Source organism: Marinobacter vulgaris (genome assembly GCF_003344045.1).
GTDB lineage: Bacteria > Pseudomonadota > Gammaproteobacteria > Pseudomonadales > Oleiphilaceae > Marinobacter > Marinobacter vulgaris.
Window position 1 is genome coordinate 247,656 of the sequence record NZ_QFWX01000005.1, and the last position, 14,711, is coordinate 262,366.

18 protein-coding genes are annotated in these 14,711 nt (G+C 56.1%); 14 read left to right on the top strand and 4 right to left on the bottom strand.

The features are described 5' to 3' along the window. The first annotated feature begins 40 nt into the window (after positions 1–40). Both DIT71_RS12520 and DIT71_RS12525 read left to right on the top strand, forming a co-directional pair. The gene (locus DIT71_RS12520; RefSeq protein WP_114613558.1) at positions 41–1,996 is read left to right on the top strand and encodes a metallophosphoesterase family protein; all 1,956 of its coding nucleotides are present in this window, start codon (positions 41–43) and stop codon (positions 1,994–1,996) included. A 24-nt stretch (positions 1,997–2,020) separates the two neighbouring features. Then, complete coding sequence (locus tag DIT71_RS12525) at positions 2,021–2,536, top strand: phosphate-starvation-inducible PsiE family protein (protein WP_114613559.1); 516 nt, start codon at positions 2,021–2,023, stop codon at positions 2,534–2,536. Positions 2,537–2,569: 33 nt separating this feature from the next. Here the strand turns inward: DIT71_RS12525 and DIT71_RS12530 are convergent, their stop codons facing one another. Further along, positions 2,570–3,298 carry a tellurite resistance TerB family protein gene (locus DIT71_RS12530; protein WP_114613560.1) on the bottom strand — a complete coding sequence of 243 codons (729 nt, stop codon included), beginning with the start codon at positions 3,296–3,298 and terminating at the stop codon, positions 2,570–2,572. 217 nt (positions 3,299–3,515) lie between these two features. Between DIT71_RS12530 and DIT71_RS12535 the strand changes: the two genes are divergently transcribed. The 4 genes from DIT71_RS12535 (at position 3,516) to DIT71_RS12545 (ending at position 5,043) form a co-directional block, all read left to right on the top strand. Next, complete coding sequence (locus DIT71_RS12535) at positions 3,516–4,028, top strand: copper chaperone PCu(A)C (protein WP_227538089.1); 513 nt, start codon at positions 3,516–3,518, stop codon at positions 4,026–4,028. A 90-nt stretch (positions 4,029–4,118) separates the two neighbouring features. Next, positions 4,119–4,328, top strand: coding sequence for a hypothetical protein (locus DIT71_RS12540; RefSeq protein ID WP_114613561.1), 210 nt, complete (start codon positions 4,119–4,121; stop codon positions 4,326–4,328). A gap of 117 nt (positions 4,329–4,445) precedes the next feature. Then, the gene (locus DIT71_RS18015) at positions 4,446–4,607 is read left to right on the top strand and encodes a hypothetical protein (protein ID WP_167507461.1); all 162 of its coding nucleotides are present in this window, start codon (positions 4,446–4,448) and stop codon (positions 4,605–4,607) included. Between the two features lie 169 nt (positions 4,608–4,776). Further along, the gene (locus DIT71_RS12545) at positions 4,777–5,043 is read left to right on the top strand and encodes a DksA/TraR family C4-type zinc finger protein (RefSeq protein ID WP_114613562.1); all 267 of its coding nucleotides are present in this window, start codon (positions 4,777–4,779) and stop codon (positions 5,041–5,043) included. Between the two features lie 340 nt (positions 5,044–5,383). On the opposite strand, the gene DIT71_RS12550 is transcribed toward DIT71_RS12545, so the two are convergent. Next, positions 5,384–6,673, bottom strand: coding sequence for a cation:proton antiporter (locus DIT71_RS12550; RefSeq protein ID WP_114613563.1), 1,290 nt, complete (start codon positions 6,671–6,673; stop codon positions 5,384–5,386). Positions 6,674–6,922: 249 nt separating this feature from the next. Between DIT71_RS12550 and DIT71_RS12555 the strand changes: the two genes are divergently transcribed. The 4 genes from DIT71_RS12555 to DIT71_RS12570 all read left to right on the top strand — a co-directional run bounded on the left by DIT71_RS12555 (position 6,923) and on the right by DIT71_RS12570 (position 9,963). Beyond that, complete coding sequence (locus tag DIT71_RS12555) at positions 6,923–7,750, top strand: ion transporter (RefSeq protein WP_199491010.1); 828 nt, start codon at positions 6,923–6,925, stop codon at positions 7,748–7,750. Positions 7,751–7,967: 217 nt separating this feature from the next. Beyond that, positions 7,968–8,987, top strand: coding sequence for a chemotaxis protein CheB (locus DIT71_RS12560; RefSeq protein ID WP_114613718.1), 1,020 nt, complete (start codon positions 7,968–7,970; stop codon positions 8,985–8,987). Between the two features lie 25 nt (positions 8,988–9,012). Further along, complete coding sequence (locus DIT71_RS12565; RefSeq protein ID WP_114613565.1) at positions 9,013–9,312, top strand: YkgJ family cysteine cluster protein; 300 nt, start codon at positions 9,013–9,015, stop codon at positions 9,310–9,312. Between the two features lie 21 nt (positions 9,313–9,333). Further along, entirely contained in the window at positions 9,334–9,963 is a 630-nt protein-coding gene (locus DIT71_RS12570) for a methylated-DNA--[protein]-cysteine S-methyltransferase (protein WP_227538090.1), read from the top strand. A 2-nt stretch (positions 9,964–9,965) separates the two neighbouring features. Here the strand turns inward: DIT71_RS12570 and DIT71_RS12575 are convergent, their stop codons facing one another. Beyond that, positions 9,966–10,406 (bottom strand): universal stress protein, encoded by a 441-nt coding sequence (locus tag DIT71_RS12575; protein ID WP_114613567.1) that lies wholly within the window; start codon positions 10,404–10,406, stop codon positions 9,966–9,968. Positions 10,407–10,548: 142 nt separating this feature from the next. Next, the gene (locus DIT71_RS12580; protein WP_114613568.1) at positions 10,549–10,989 is read right to left on the bottom strand and encodes a universal stress protein; all 441 of its coding nucleotides are present in this window, start codon (positions 10,987–10,989) and stop codon (positions 10,549–10,551) included. A gap of 199 nt (positions 10,990–11,188) precedes the next feature. Between DIT71_RS12580 and ndhC the strand changes: the two genes are divergently transcribed. The 4 genes from ndhC to nuoE all read left to right on the top strand — a co-directional run bounded on the left by ndhC (position 11,189) and on the right by nuoE (position 14,693). Next, positions 11,189–11,605, top strand: coding sequence for an NADH-quinone oxidoreductase subunit A (ndhC, locus tag DIT71_RS12585; protein ID WP_114613569.1), 417 nt, complete (start codon positions 11,189–11,191; stop codon positions 11,603–11,605). 72 nt (positions 11,606–11,677) lie between these two features. Next, complete coding sequence (locus tag DIT71_RS12590) at positions 11,678–12,355, top strand: NuoB/complex I 20 kDa subunit family protein (RefSeq protein WP_114613570.1); 678 nt, start codon at positions 11,678–11,680, stop codon at positions 12,353–12,355. Positions 12,356–12,405: 50 nt separating this feature from the next. Continuing rightward, entirely contained in the window at positions 12,406–14,178 is a 1,773-nt protein-coding gene (nuoC, locus tag DIT71_RS12595; RefSeq protein WP_114613571.1) for an NADH-quinone oxidoreductase subunit C/D, read from the top strand. After that, positions 14,178–14,693 (top strand): NADH-quinone oxidoreductase subunit NuoE, encoded by a 516-nt coding sequence (gene nuoE, locus DIT71_RS12600; RefSeq protein WP_114613572.1) that lies wholly within the window; start codon positions 14,178–14,180, stop codon positions 14,691–14,693. The genes nuoC and nuoE overlap by 1 nt, the downstream gene beginning before the upstream one ends. Positions 14,694–14,711: the final 18 nt, after the last annotated feature.

Here is a 14,711-nt window from a genome sequence, read left to right on the forward strand (position 1 = left end):
GTAAAGTCAGGTAAGCATCCAAGTGTGTCAGGAGGATTGAATGAGCGAGCGGTCTTTGCAGTCTCTGCCACCGGTGTTGGCCGGGCCGATTCTCAGGCACACGACTTTTAACAGGCTCACCCTCTGGCTGGTGGGGTCCTGTTCGTTGACCCTGCGGCTGCGTCTTTATCGAGGGGGTGCCAGTGAGCCCTGGATTGAGCGGGTGCTTGCTGAGAAGGAAGTCACGCGGATACGCTTCGGAGACTATGCCTGCCTGCATTTGATCGATGTTGAACCTGACGATGCGCTGCCAGCGAACACCCGCATCGGATACGATCTGGGTGTGTCCAATGCGCAGTCATCCGGGCAAGGTGATGGTGCCGAGTCTTGGATAGCGGAATGGGCACCACACCTGTGCTTGCCGCAAGCCAGCCGGCCCGATTTTGTCATTAAAGAACGGCTGGACCGCCTGGCCCATGGCTCATGCCGGCGGCCGCACTCTTCCGCGGCCGATGGACTGGTGAGGCTGGACCAATCGCTGCAGGAGGTACAGAACGATATTGCGAAGCGACCGGCACTGATGCTGATGACCGGTGACCAGATTTATGCCGATGATGTTGCCGGCCCAATGCTTCGGGCCATACATAGCCTGATCGATCGCCTCGGCCTTTACGAGGAGGTACTCGCCGGGAGTTCAGTCACTGACAGCAAGGCATTGCGGGAGAACCCGGATACCTACTTTCACCGTGAAAAGCTGCTCCCCGATATCCGCAGTAACGAGGCACTGTTAGAGCGTTTCTTTGGCGGTGTCAGAAAACCGGTATTTACCACCGCCAGTGCGCACAACCACCTCATCTCTCTGAACGAGGTTCTGGCCATGTACCTGCTGGTGTGGTCGCCGGTGTGCTGGCGCCTGGTAACCATGGAGCAACCGGTCCTGTCCGCAGAAGACCAACAAACCTACCAGCAACAACAAATCGACATTGATGACTTCGTGGCGGGCTTGCCCCGCGCATCTCGGGCGCTGGCGCATCTGCCCACTTACATGATTTTCGATGACCACGATGTCACGGACGACTGGAACCTGTCTGCGCTATGGGAAACCACAACCTACGAACACCCGTTCTCCCGCCGGATTGTGGGTAACGCGCTGATCGCCTACCTGCTATGTCAGGGTTGGGGAAACAACCCCGATGCCTTCGTTGGCATCATGCCTGCTCTGCGGGAGCTGGCGGCATCGGCAGAGCAGGGCGCTGTGTTCGACGCGGTGCTGCAGGACCAGTTGATCGATAACCTGCTGCAGTTTGAGCACTGGCACTACAACCTGCAGACGTCACCGCGCATTGTTGTGCTGGACACGCGTACCCGTCGCTGGCGCAGCGAGCTCAATCGCGCCAGGCCATCCGGTCTCCTTGACTGGGAAGCTCTGACCGAATTCCAGCAGGATATCATCGACGAAAAAGCCGTTATCGTGGTGTCTCCGGCGCCCATATTCGGTGTCAAACTCATTGAAGCCATCCAGGGTGTGTTCACTTTTTTCGGCAAACCACTGGTGGTAGACGCAGAAAACTGGATGGCCCACCGGGGTGCCGCCAGTGTGCTGCTGAACATCTTCCGTCATTCGCGAACCCCGGGAACCTTTGTGATCCTCTCAGGCGATGTTCACTACTCTTTCGCCTACGACGTGCGCCTTCGCCACAGGCCGGATTGGCCCAGAATCTGGCAAATCACCAGCAGCGGCATCAAAAACGAGTTCCCCCACACCCTCATGGAGTGGCTAGACCGGATCAACCGCTGGCTCTACGCGCCCTGGTCGCCCCTGAACTGGTTTACCAAGCGCCGACGGATGCGGGTAACCCCCCGGGAACCCGAAGGCCGTGATGCCGGCGAGCGACTGTGGAATAATGCTGGCATCGGCATCGTTGACCTGGACGAGGAAGGTACGCCAACAAACATCGAGCAACGGAATTCACGCTCCGGTGGAACACGATTTCTGAAGCCTGAATCGGAGAGTTAACAGGCGGATTAATGGAGAAACTGAATGGCCGATCACGATAAAGAAGTAACGCCCGCCAAGTCACGACCGGAGAGCCGGCACGAACTGCACCAGGAACTCCCGGTTGATTTTCCTGATCCGTTCTTTCGCAGTCTCCACAGGATTATTCGCTTTGCGATCCGGGTGCTTGCAGTACTGATGGTCGCTGTCATTCTCTGGGGCGTTTGCGATGTTGTCTACATCATCTATGACAGACTGATTACACCCCCGTTCCTGCTGCTGAATATTAACGATATTTTCTACACTTTCGGTGCCTTTATGGCGGTGCTGATTGCGGTGGAAATCTTTATTAACATACGGCTTTACCTGGGCACCAATGTCTTCCCGGTGCAGCTGGTGGTTGCCACCGCCCTCATGGCCATCGCCCGTAAAGTCATCGTGCTGGATTTCGATACCCTGACACCCATGTACCTGATCGGTATTGCCGCCACCACCTTGGCGCTGGGTATCACTTACTGGCTGCTTCGGCAGGGCAATCAGTATCACGACTGGGATGACTGATTGCCCTTGTTGCGGGAGGTGTCTTTCTAAACGCTACACGCCTGCCGCAACGTGCACCTGTTGCTCCAGCTCCCTGGCAAGGGCTGGCTCCAGCCTCAGGGCATTTGCCAACTGGTCCAGCCACGCCCGTTCCATGGGATTCTGCTCGTCAATCATGACCGCACTGACGATATAGATTTCCCGGCTCGCCTGGGGAGAGTCTGCGGTTTTTGCCAGAGCATTGGCATCCAGTGGAGCATCGAATTGCTGCTGAATCCAGGTGTGCATTTCGTCGTCTGGCCCAAGTTTTTCGATCTCCTGGGTAAGCAGCGCGCGCTCATTGGCGTCCACGTGCCCATCGGCCCGTGCCGCCATGATCATGGCCTGGAGTATTTCCAGGCCCCGCTGTTCCTGGGCGCTGCCTTGTAGCTGTTCCAGTGGTTGGCCCTGCTGGGTGTTGTCGGGCACCTGACCGGCCGCTTGGGCCTGATAGTTCTGGTAGGCTTTCCACGCCAGCACACCAACGCCAGCCAGGGCACCGTATTTCAGAGCCTTTCCGCCCATTTTGCGGCCCCGCTTCGACCCGAGCATAAGGCCGACGGCCCCACCACCGAGCAAGCTTTTGACGTCGATGCCCCCTGAACCTCCACTTTTGGAACCGCCACCCTTGAATTGCGAGGCAAGCTCTCCAACCATGCGATTGACGTCGGTTCCCCCGCCAGAGCCGGCCTGGCCGCCGGAAGCCTGGCTCATCAACTGCTTGAGAATTGTCATAGCGTTCATCTGTGCGCTCCTGGATTACGTCGGTGAATAAGCTTGGTTCTTGCTCGAAGCCCTTTTCGTATGCGCTGGTATGACCTCCTTCTTCCGTTTTGGTGCCCCGATGCGCGCAGGAGATTTCATACGGGACTGCCGGTAACGCTTGTCATCAGCAGCGGCGGCAGTGACACTATATTTTTACTGAAAACCTACGGATGACAAACCCATAAAGCGAGGTTCCATGAAAACATTCAACGCGATGGTTGCCAACGTGTTCCTGGGCGTCAGCCTCCTCTCAGGCGCGGTTTCCACTCCTGTAGTAGCCGACGAATTCGTCGCGGGCGAGATTACCATCAATAATCCCTGGAGCCGTCCAACACCGCCAGGCGCACCCATGGGCGTCGGCTATATGGCCATTACCAACAACGGCGACAGTGACGTGACCCTGACCAGTGCGGTCACGCCCAGGGCGAAAAGCGTCTCCATTCACGAGAGCACCATGAAAGACGGCATTATGAGCATGCGCTCCTTAACAGAGGGCCTGGCCATCCCGGCCGGTGAAACCGTGGAACTCAAACCCCACAGTTACCACTTGATGCTGGAAAAGCTGGATGCGCCCCTCAAAGCAGGGGAGAGCGTACCGATGACCGTAAACTTCACGGGTACCGCCGCCATGACCATTGAACTGAGCGTCGAGCCGATGGATGGCGATATGCAAATGAACGAGCAGGGGATGGATCATTCCGGGCACTGACGGCGTGCAGTTCCTCCACTTCAGTGAATATGCATCAATAACTCCGCAAAAGGAGCAACAACAGAGTTTTAACCGGGAAATATTCTTTTTATGGCAAATAAAGACTTTATTCTTCAACGCATATTTGCTTATGCAGGGCGGGAGTTCGATCCCCTTGTTGATAAACAAGTGGTGGAGGTTTTGCGCTCAAAATTTGATATTCGCTTGCCACAGAGATCAACCGTAAATCAATCTCTGACATCAGCGACAAGCGATCATGAAATCATACGCCTTATATTGCAGTATCGGACATTGGAGTAGGGTTTGTACGCCAGTGAGAAGCTGATTTAATTAATCAATGCAACAATATTTTCCTGTTTCAGGCATAATGGCTTTCAGAATTTGGCGAGCACGCCAACATTTAACCGGGAAAACACAATGAGCAAGAAACTTGTAAAAGATACCATCACTACTGCCACAATTGAGGAACAAACCGCTGCTTTTTTGAAGTCTGGCGGGTCTGTTGAGTACGTCGTCAAAGGCAAAAGTGGACACATCGTTTCCGCAGGTTCGAAGCAGATTAATCTGAAAAGTGGCTGAGCAGTTGGGCAGCTGATATTGAATTAATCGACAAATTTATCAGAACGGCATCCTCTGCCCTGCCGTGTTTTTGTGAGGCTTAAAAAAGACGGTTTCTTTAAATTTCCGCTGGTTTTGGTGGCAAGCTGATTTTGCCACTTTATGAATCATCCAGAGATTGGAGGATACTATGGCAGGTGGTTGGTCACGGGATGGTGCGGTTCAGGATCAGATTGATGCGAGCGTCGAAGACGGCGTGCAGCGGGCACGAAGCCAACTGGCTGACGGGGTGAGCGCTGTCCGTTGTGAAGAGTGTGACTCTGCTATTCCAGAAGAGCGTCGCAAAGCGATTCCGGGAGTCCGGCTTTGCATTGCGTGTCAATCCGCTCATGAAAAACAGGAAACTTACACAAGCGGGTTCAACCGCCGTGGCAGCAAGGACAGCCAGCTCAGGTAGCCTGCAGTAATGCATACCTCGAGCCCCGAAACGGTTGTGACCTATGGATTCAGGGCGCCGCGGTGTCTTTTATAATGGCGTAAGCACGCTGAATCTCGCTCGAGCTCATCCCGTTTGGCGGCAATCAGGTCAAGCCGATCCTTGCCCCGATGGTCTGTCGCTCTTTTCCTGGGCTTTGCCCAGGGCATTTCGACGATTTCCTTATTCATCTTGTTCTCCTTCGGCCCTGCCACTATCAAGTGTAATGGTAGGACGGATACCCAAAACGGCAAAATTTGGAGCCGTCTTGGAATAAGGATGCAGAGGAATCAAATGTTCGTCTGTGCGTTAACCGACAGTTTCACTTCTCGTTAAGTCGTCGCTCCCGCGTCTGCATGATGGGACTGGCGGTTATTCCATGCACGAAAACCGACAGAACGACAGCAAAGGCACAGGTTGCCCAAAGCAATTCAGCTTGCAAGAACTTTCCCTCCTGCAGCCCGTAAGCAAGGTAGAACAGGCAGCCAATACCGCGAATACCGAAAAAGCTGGCGATAAGACGATCTCTGAACGAAAGCCATGGCGTACCCACCATCCCGATAAGCCCGGCCATAGGCCTGATAACGAGCACCAGCAGAACCCCCAGCAAGGCGGCTTCCCATGTAAGGGGAGCAAGTAGGCCGCCTGCTATGGAGGCGCCCAGGGCGATCATAATGACCAGCATAAGCAGTTGCTCTGACTGCTCGATAACGGTGTGTAAAGAAGTGTGAGCCTGGTGGGTTTTTTCGCCGTGTTTGATCGTCATGGCTCCAATGAAGACTGCCAGAAAGCCGTACCCGCCAACGACTTCAGTGATTCCGTATAGCAGCAATGTGGCAGCTAGCGCCCCGACGCCGGCCTGCATTCTCTGTGGCTCTGTATCGACAGGCAGCCGCAGCAGAAGTCTTGCAAGTAGCCAGCCAACCGCCAGTCCTGCGCCAATTCCCATACCGATCTTGTAAACCACATCGATCAGCAGCCATTGCGTAATCCAGTTTGAAGGCGCCACTCCCTCCGTTAACATCAGCAAAGCAAGGTAGGTAAACGGAAACGCCAGCGAGTCGTTTAAACCGGCTTCGGACGTAAGAGTAAAGCGGAGTTCATCCTCCTTCTTCTCCGGGGCGGTTTCCTTGGGAGTCGAATCCTCTGGCTCTCCCACCTGCACGTCAGAGGCAAGCACCGGGTCCGTGGGGGCAAGCGAAGCGCCAAGCAGCAAGGCGGCGGCCGGGGTCAGGCTCAGCGCCCACCAGCCCATGAAGGCAACGCCGGCAATCGTTAACGGCATGCATACCATCAGTAGTCGCCAGGTTGAGCTCCAGGTGCGCCAGTCAGGCATTCGGTCGATCTTCAGTCCCACGCCCATCAGAGAAATGATGACACCAATTTCAGTCAGATGAACTGCCACGGCTTTATGCGCAAGAGGATCAGGGGGCGTGAGCCCCAGAGGGAGGGCAAAGGCAATATATCCCAGGGTGAGTGCGACTATCGGGAAAGAGAAAGGGTAATGTTTGAAGCGGTGGAGCAGTGTCGCGAGCGCAAGCACTCCCAAGCCAATGACGACAATGGTTAGGTTGTAGCTGGAGAATATTTTCAGGGTGCCCGTCAGTTCCATGTGCAGCCTCCCGCCCAGAGAAGAGTTAAGTTCCAGTCCGGATCTGGGGGCGCTTCTGCACTTTATGTCCCTAATGGCAAGATCCCGAATCCCTGCAATCCTATTTCTGAAATTCTACACCAACCCGCCAACCCGCTTAGTGGGTAACCGCACATACCCCGCTGCCAGCAAGCGCTAATCTTTCATTGAAGGTCGACTCTGGCGTGGTCAGAGGCTTGAAAAGTCATCCGGTGTCTCAGGAGAAATGCCTTGGAATCAACAGCTGAAGATCCTGGCATGAAATCGACGGTCCCGGAGGAGCTGAAGCGGGAGCGGTACGAGCTGCTCCGGCGCTTGGAGGGCTGGCTCGAAACGCCGATGCTGGCTCTCGCGTTCGTATGGTTGGTGTTGCTGATCCTGGAGCTGGTTCAGGGAGAGAACCGGCTGTTTTATTTTCTCGGCACGACTATCTGGATCGTTTTTATCATCGATTTTGCAGTGAAGATGATCCTGGCTCCGGACAAGCTCCTTTACCTCAAGGTTAACTGGCTGACCGCCATTGCCCTGTTGCTTCCTGCGCTACGGATTTTCCGCGTTTTCCGAGTGTTCCGGCTGCTGCGCATAGCCAGGGCGGGAAGAGGGCTGCGTTTGGTCCGCGTTGTCAGTTCGCTGAACCGGGGTATGAAGGCGCTGGGCGCAAGCCTGAGTCGACGGGGCTTCGGGTACGTGATCGCCCTCACGGTGCTCGTCACATTCGCCGGCGCGGCCGGGATGTATGCCTTCGAGAACGAGGCATCCGGAGGCCTGAATAGCTACGGTGAGTCACTGTGGTGGACTGCCATGATAATGGCAACGATGGGCTCGGAGTACTGGCCGCAGACGGCCGAGGGTCGTGTGCTTTGCGTCTTTCTGGCGCTCTACGCCTTCGGTGTCTTCGGGTACGTGACAGCGGCGCTTGCCACCTTTTTTGTCGGTCGGGACGCCGACAGTAACGACGCCGAGGTGGCTGGCTCCCGACAACTGGCTGCGATCCGTGATGAGGTAAGCGCCTTACGGGTTGAAATCCGCGCGTTGTCGCAACAGCCGCCGGATTCGTAAAACGTATTGCAGACCCGATTCCGGAAAAGCCTCGAACAACGGCACACAATCGATACGGCGGGTTGTGACAGAAATAAAACAGGAATACTTTGTACTCATGGGAGTATCGACGTCGATGCCAATCAGAAAAGGGCCTATCAGGAGGGCTCAATAATGAGCCAAAAAAAAGCAGATGACAGGACTTGTCGGGGGCCCCACTCGTGGCTCGGGTTTGCGAATGAATAAATCCCCACAATCAATGCTCGTTGTTATCGGGGCGTCGGCCGGTGGCATGGCAGCATTAAAGGAACTGGTTGCCCAGTTTCCGGAGGACTTTCCGGCGCCCATTTTCATTGTTAACCATATGAGTGCTCATACCAGCGGTGATGCGCTTGTCAGAGTTTTAAATGAGAGTGGCAGTCTTACCTGCGTACATGCGCAGGATCAACAAGCATTCGAAAGCGGGCATATTTATCTGGCGCCATCCGATCAACATATGCTGATCGGGAAAGACAAAATCCTCATCACAAAAGGTGCCAGGGAAAACCGTTCACGGCCAGCTATTGATCCTTTGTTTCGCTCTGCCGCAGTGGCCTACGGCAACCGCGTAATAGGAATTATCCTTACCGGATACCTGGATGATGGCACCAGTGGCATGATGGCTATCAAGCGATGCGGGGGTGTCTGTATAGCACAGGATCCAGAGGATGCGTCTTACCCGGATATGCCGCGTTCGGTAATAGCCAATGTCGGAGCCGATTATTGCTTGCCAATAGCCGGAATGGGAGAGTTGCTGTCAGATCTTGCCAGTAGAGTACTGCCGGAGAGCGGGCCGGCTCCAGACGACATAGTGATCGAGGCAGAGATCGCCCAGCGGGTTTTGAGCGATTTGCCTTCGGTGGAGGCGCTTGGCGATCAGGTGCCATACAATTGTCCGGATTGTGGTGGGGTATTATGGCAGATGAAAGAAGGAAAACTTCTGAGATATCGTTGTCATACCGGCCATGCGTTTACCTCCTCGGCGTTGATTGCCCAGCAAACGGTAAAAATCGAGGAAACTCTCTGGGTTGCACTGAGAATGTTTGAGGAGCGGCAAAACCTGCTTGTCACCATGAGTAAAAATGAAAGCCAAACATCTACCTCATCGATCTCCCAACGGGCTAAGGATTCTAAGGTCCACATTGACCGTATCCGTGCCATGTTGAAATCTACCGAAAAAGACTCTCACGTCGAGGACGCTGGCCCACCGGCTTCCTGACCAGGGAACTGATACGATAATATCCATGACTATTGCTGTTAAAGATTTAACCGACCCGAAGATTTCCTGCTCGAACTGTCAGGCCTGTTGCTGCCGTCTAGAAGTAATGATTATCAGTGACACCGGTGTTCCCGAGCGGCATATTGCGTTCGATGAGTGGGGTGGTGAAACCATGCTCAGGTTAGCGGATGGTTGGTGTTCTGCCCTGGACCGGGAAACCTTCCTGTGTACGATTTACGAAAATCGCCCATGGATCTGTCGGGAGTTTGAAATGGGTTCCTATGAGTGCCGTGAAGAAAGAACCGCGATGATGGGGGCCGATTGACACTGTCTGGGGATGGACGCCATGTCTGACAATAACCGAATCGACGAAGTCACTGCTATTACGCCACAGTATGCCCGGGACCAGCCGGTTCTGGAGGTAATGACGCCCGGCAAACATGGAAACGGCGATCGAGAGATTGCGATCCAGTACGGAGTCCATGATACGGCTCTGGGCACTATGTTTGTCGCAATTACCCCTCGAGGTGTCTGTCGAATGGAGTTTCTTGACGGTGGAAACGAGGATGGAGGGCTTGCAGGACTGCGCAGGGACTGGCCAAAGGCGGAGCTGACAAGAAATGACAGGGCCACGAGCCATGCGGTTGAGGCCCTGTTCGGCGAACCGGCCGACGGTCGGCATGGTCTGGTGCCACTGCATGTAGTGGGTACTGAGTTCCAGGTGGCGGTATGGCGAGCACTGCTGAGAATTCCACGAGGTACGCTGGCGAGTTACTCCCAGATTGCCTGCGAACTGGGATCCGCCAAATCATCAAGAGCGGTGGGTAATGCGATTGGAGCCAATCCGGTTGCGGTGCTGATTCCGTGTCACCGCGTTATCCAGAAGAGCGGTGCGATGGGCGGGTATCGCTGGGGGGCAGCCAGGAAAAAGAGGGTGCAGGAGTGGGAGAACTCACAGGTTCCCCCAGCGCCCTGATACTATTCGCTGACCACGGTAACCGGACCGTTGGCATGCCTGACGACCTTCTCACTGGTACTGCCCAGAGTAAGGCTGCGCACCATTGAGTGGCCACGCCTTCCCAGAACCATGTGGGTGCCCGGATTGTTTTCCAGGTATTCAATGATTTCTTTGGCAGGCTCACCCTGAAGAAGAACCTCGTCCTTCGGCTCGACTATTCCGCTTACGGCCTCTCTCACGGCATTGAACACTTTGCGCCCATAATCCTTTGCCTCTTTTTCCAGCTCGGTGGGCCATACGCCGGTAACGACCAGCTGCTCTACCTTTGTGCCCGGAAACACGGCTAACAGTTTAAGTGGCTGGCCGGTCGCTTTCGCCAGATCGGCTGCCATCTTCGCCGCATGCAATGAATGATCTGAACCGTCACAAGCAACCACAATGGTCTGAGTATCTGTGGGCATGGTATTCTCCGTTTCTGTTAGATGTATTTTTAACATAACATTGATGCCAACCCCCAGCGGTTGACGCAGGTCAATGGCGCTGGGTGAGTCTGCAAGAGGCGGGAGTTCTGATGAAAGCCATCTCCCCGCACCTCAAACAATATTATTCGCCTACAACAGTAACCGGCCCGGTGGCATGCCTGATGACCTTTTCGCTGATACTGCCCAGGGTAAGACTGCGTACCAGTGAGTGGCCGCGCCTTCCCAGAACCAGGTGAGCGCCGGGGTTTTCCTCCAGATATTCGAGAATCTCAGCGGCCGGATCGCCCTTCAGGAGGACCACTTCCGAGGGCTTGGCTGTGGCACTCACCGCCGATCTCACAGCATCGAAGGCCTCGCGTGCGAACTGCTCTTCTTTTTCCTCGAGTTCATCGGGCCTTACGCCGCTGATGATCAGCTTCTGCGCTTTTGATCCGGGAAACACGGATAACAGTTTGAGTGGGTGACCGGTGGCTTTGGCCAGATCGGCCGCGACCTGTGCCGCGTGGATTGATTGCTCTGAACCGTCACAGGCGACCACAATGCTAGGAGTAGCCTTGCTCATGCTGCTCTCCCTATCTCGTTGTTGAATGATTTATTAACGTAGCATTAATTTGCATACCATTCGAATACTCGACGCTTAAAACAGGCTAAGGCCGTTATTTGCGCAAATGCCAATCCACTGGTAGGTTTTTAAATATAGCATCATTTGAAGCATTACCCTTTTTTCCATACGGTAGCGGCAATGCTGCCACGGAGAGTGCATGGCCGATACTGTCACCGACCTGCTTGCCCGCTATTGGGCCACCGGCTTCTTTATCGTTGCCACCCTGGCCCTTTGTGCCTTCATGGTGGGCTTTTCCAGTCTGCTGGGTGGTCGCAGCCAGGGTGTCAGTAAATCCCTTCCTTTTGAATCAGGCATTGTTGGTACCGGCGATGCCCGCCAGCGCTTTTCCGTGAAGTTCTACCTGGTCGCGATGCTCTTCGTGATCTTCGATATCGAGGCCGTGTTCCTGTTTGCCTGGGCCATTGTCATTCCTGATGTGGGTTGGACGGGCTTCTGGGGCGCGGCGGTTTTTATTTTCATCCTGCTGGCCGGCCTGCTTTACGACAGTCGTACCGGTGCCCTGGACTGGGCGCCGGAATCGTCCAATGGCAGGCCCCGCAATCCGGCAGGCTGACCCAACGCACCCGACCAGGGCGGGGACGGGTGGCGGTGTCGCCGCTGGTTCCAGTGCCCAAGGAGGCGAAGTATGTCTTATACCCTGACCAGGGCAGACCAGGCGGCTAACGCCGGCAGTGAGTACCCGGTGCAGCGTCGGGAGCCAGCGGAAGACCCGCTCAAGCGCCAGCTTGAACGCAACGTGTTTACCGGCAAGCTCAGTGAAGTGCTCAACTCTGCAGTCAACTGGGGGCGCAAAAACTCCCTCTGGCCCTACAATTTTGGCTTGTCCTGCTGCTACGTGGAGATGACCACCGCCTTTACCGCGCCCCATGACATCGGGCGCTTTGGTTCCGAAGTCATTCGGGCCTCGCCGCGGCAGGCGGACTTCATGGTCATCGCCGGCACCTGCTTTATCAAGATGGCACCGGTGATCCAGCAGCTCTATGACCAGATGCTGGAGCCCAAATGGGTGATCTCAATGGGATCCTGTGCCAATTCCGGTGGTATGTACGACATCTATTCCGTGGTACAGGGCGTGGACAAGTTTCTTCCGGTCGATGTGTATGTGCCCGGTTGCCCTCCCCGGCCCGAGGCATTTCTTCAGGGGCTGCAATTGTTGCAGGACTCGATTCAGGAGGAGCGCCGGCCCCTGTCCTGGGTGGTCGGAGACCAGGGCGTCTACAGGGCAGAGATGCCCTCGCAACGGGAGAAATGGCGTGATCAACGCATTCAGGCTACCGAACTGAGGACACCCGACAAACTCTGAATCCGTTTTCCGTCGCTTCATAACCGATTTTCAGGAGCTGATACATCAGCATGAACATGGATACCGGAAAAAACCCGGACAGCAGTGGTGACAGTCTGGCCGAGATCCTGAAACGGGATTTCGGTGACGGCCTGCTCCATGAGCAGCGAACCTTAACCGGTATGCCGGTGTTCTGGGTAACCCGGGACGCGCTGACTGACGTGCTTGGTTATCTCAAAGGCCTGACTGCGCCTTTTGATTTACTTTACGACCTGTCCGCCATTGATGAGCGTCTTCGCAGTGATCGTCAGGGGTTGCCGGCAGCTGACTTCACCGTGTTCTACCAGCTGCTTTCCATCAGTCGCAACGCAGACATCATGCTCAAGGTGGCCCTGTCAGCGGATGATCTGAGCCTGCCCACTGCCGTTGAGGTATTCCCCGCCGCTAACTGGTACGAGCGCGAAGTCTGGGACATGTTCGGCATTACCTTTGCCGGGCACCCCCACCTGACGCGCATTCTCATGCCAGCAACCTGGAGCGGCCATCCCTTGCGCAAGGACTACCCGGCCCGTGCCACGGAGTTTGACCCCTATACCCTCACCGTAGAAGGCCAGGACACGGAGCAGGAGGCCATGCGCTTTGATCCGGAAGCCTGGGGGATGCAGCGTGAAAGGCAGGGTGTCGAGTTCATGTTCCTCAACCTGGGGCCAAATCACCCCTCAGCCCACGGCGCCTTCCGCCTTGTCCTGCAGCTGGATGGCGAAGAGATAGTCGACTGTGTACCGGACATCGGCTACCACCACCGGGGTGCCGAGAAGATGGCTGAGCGCCAGTCCTGGCACAGCTTCATCCCTTATACCGATCGCATCGATTACACCGGCGGTGTCATGAACAATCTGCCGTACGTGCTGGCGGCCGAAAAACTGGCAGGTATCGAGGTGCCGGAGCGGGTCAAGGTTATCCGGGTGATGATGGCGGAAATGTTCCGTATCACCAGTCACCTGCTGTTCCTGGGTACCTACCTGCAGGACCTGGGAGCGATGACGCCGGTGTTCTACACCTTCAGCGACCGGCAGCGGGGTTATGAGGTGATCGAGGGCATTACCGGCTTTCGCATGCATCCGGCCTGGTATCGCATCGGTGGTGTCATGCAGGACCTGCCCCAGGGTTGGGAGAAGCTGGTGCAGGGCTTTCTCGACTGGATGCCGTCACGGCTGCGGGAGTACGAGCGGGCAATGATGGAGAATGCCATCGTGCGTGACCGAACCCGTCATGTGGCCGCCTTCAGCACAGCAGAAGCGCTCGAGTGGGGTGTGACCGGGCCCAACCTGCGGGCTACCGGCTGCAACTTCGACTTGCGCAAGCAGCGCCCGTATTCCGGTTATGAGCAGTTCGATTTTGATGTGCCCCTGGGCCACAACGGGGACGTGTTCGACCGGGGCCAGCTGCGCATCGAGGAAATGCGCCAGAGCCTGCGCATTATCCAGCAGTGCGTGAACCATATGCCCGCCGGTGACTACAAGGCCGACCACCCGCTGACCACGCCGCCGCCCCGGGAGCGCATGCTCGAGCACATTGAAACCCTGATTACCCATTTTCTGCAGGTGTCCTGGGGCCCGGTGCTCAAGCCTCAGGAATCCCTGCAGATGGTGGAGGCCACCAAGGGGATTAACAGTTACTACCTGACCAGTGATGGCAACACCATGAGTTACCGCACCCGCATACGCACCCCGAGTTTTCCGCACCTGCAACAGATTCCGTCGGTGATGCGTGGTGGCTTCGTACCAGACCTCATTGCCCACCTGGGCAGTATTGATTTCGTGATGGCAGACGTGGACCGCTGATGATGGCAGACACACCACAGAAAACCGCGCTGATTGGCAGCGATGGCTTCGAGCTCGATCCCGCCGACGAGACCGCGATTATCGAAGAAATGGACCATTACGAGCGGCCCCAGGCAGCCTGTATCGAGGCCCTGAAGATCGTACAGCGCCGCCATGGCTGGGTGCCGGACGGTGCTATTGCAGCCGTTGCCCGGGTACTGGGCATTGGCCCCGGCGAGGTGGAGGGTGTGGCTACTTTTTACAGCCTGATTTTCCGCCAGCCGGTGGGTCGGCACATAGTGCTGGTATGCGATAGCAGCGCCTGCTTCCTCACTGGCTTCGAGGAGTTGAGGCACGCCCTGGTAGAACAGTTGGGGATTGATTACGGCCAGACCACCACAGACGGCCGTTTTACCCTGTTGCCGGTCTGCTGTCTGGGCGCCTGCGATGGCGCGCCGGCCCTGATGATTGACGACGACACCTACGGGCCGGTGTCCCCGGCTGATCTGCCGGGCATGCTGGAGGCTTACCCATGAGCCAGTCCATCGCCAGCC

What these genes read in the sequence shown, in the direction of transcription:
- DIT71_RS12520 (WP_114613558.1), top strand. Translation starts at nt 41, where the DNA reads ATGAGCGAGCGGTCTTTGCAGTCTCTGCCACCGGTGTTGGCCGGGCCG.
- DIT71_RS12525 (WP_114613559.1), top strand. Translation starts at nt 2,021, where the DNA reads ATGGCCGATCACGATAAAGAAGTAACGCCCGCCAAGTCACGACCGGAG.
- DIT71_RS12530 (WP_114613560.1), bottom strand. Translation starts at nt 3,298, where the DNA reads ATGAACGCTATGACAATTCTCAAGCAGTTGATGAGCCAGGCTTCCGGC.
- DIT71_RS12535 (WP_227538089.1), top strand. Translation starts at nt 3,516, where the DNA reads ATGAAAACATTCAACGCGATGGTTGCCAACGTGTTCCTGGGCGTCAGC.
- DIT71_RS12540 (WP_114613561.1), top strand. Translation starts at nt 4,119, where the DNA reads ATGGCAAATAAAGACTTTATTCTTCAACGCATATTTGCTTATGCAGGG.
- DIT71_RS18015 (WP_167507461.1), top strand. Translation starts at nt 4,446, where the DNA reads ATGAGCAAGAAACTTGTAAAAGATACCATCACTACTGCCACAATTGAG.
- DIT71_RS12545 (WP_114613562.1), top strand. Translation starts at nt 4,777, where the DNA reads ATGGCAGGTGGTTGGTCACGGGATGGTGCGGTTCAGGATCAGATTGAT.
- DIT71_RS12550 (WP_114613563.1), bottom strand. Translation starts at nt 6,673, where the DNA reads ATGGAACTGACGGGCACCCTGAAAATATTCTCCAGCTACAACCTAACC.
- DIT71_RS12560 (WP_114613718.1), top strand. Translation starts at nt 7,968, where the DNA reads ATGAATAAATCCCCACAATCAATGCTCGTTGTTATCGGGGCGTCGGCC.
- DIT71_RS12565 (WP_114613565.1), top strand. Translation starts at nt 9,013, where the DNA reads ATGACTATTGCTGTTAAAGATTTAACCGACCCGAAGATTTCCTGCTCG.
- DIT71_RS12570 (WP_227538090.1), top strand. Translation starts at nt 9,334, where the DNA reads ATGTCTGACAATAACCGAATCGACGAAGTCACTGCTATTACGCCACAG.
- DIT71_RS12575 (WP_114613567.1), bottom strand. Translation starts at nt 10,406, where the DNA reads ATGCCCACAGATACTCAGACCATTGTGGTTGCTTGTGACGGTTCAGAT.
- DIT71_RS12580 (WP_114613568.1), bottom strand. Translation starts at nt 10,989, where the DNA reads ATGAGCAAGGCTACTCCTAGCATTGTGGTCGCCTGTGACGGTTCAGAG.
- ndhC (WP_114613569.1), top strand. Translation starts at nt 11,189, where the DNA reads ATGGCCGATACTGTCACCGACCTGCTTGCCCGCTATTGGGCCACCGGC.
- DIT71_RS12590 (WP_114613570.1), top strand. Translation starts at nt 11,678, where the DNA reads ATGTCTTATACCCTGACCAGGGCAGACCAGGCGGCTAACGCCGGCAGT.
- nuoC (WP_114613571.1), top strand. Translation starts at nt 12,406, where the DNA reads ATGAACATGGATACCGGAAAAAACCCGGACAGCAGTGGTGACAGTCTG.
- nuoE (WP_114613572.1), top strand. Translation starts at nt 14,178, where the DNA reads ATGATGGCAGACACACCACAGAAAACCGCGCTGATTGGCAGCGATGGC.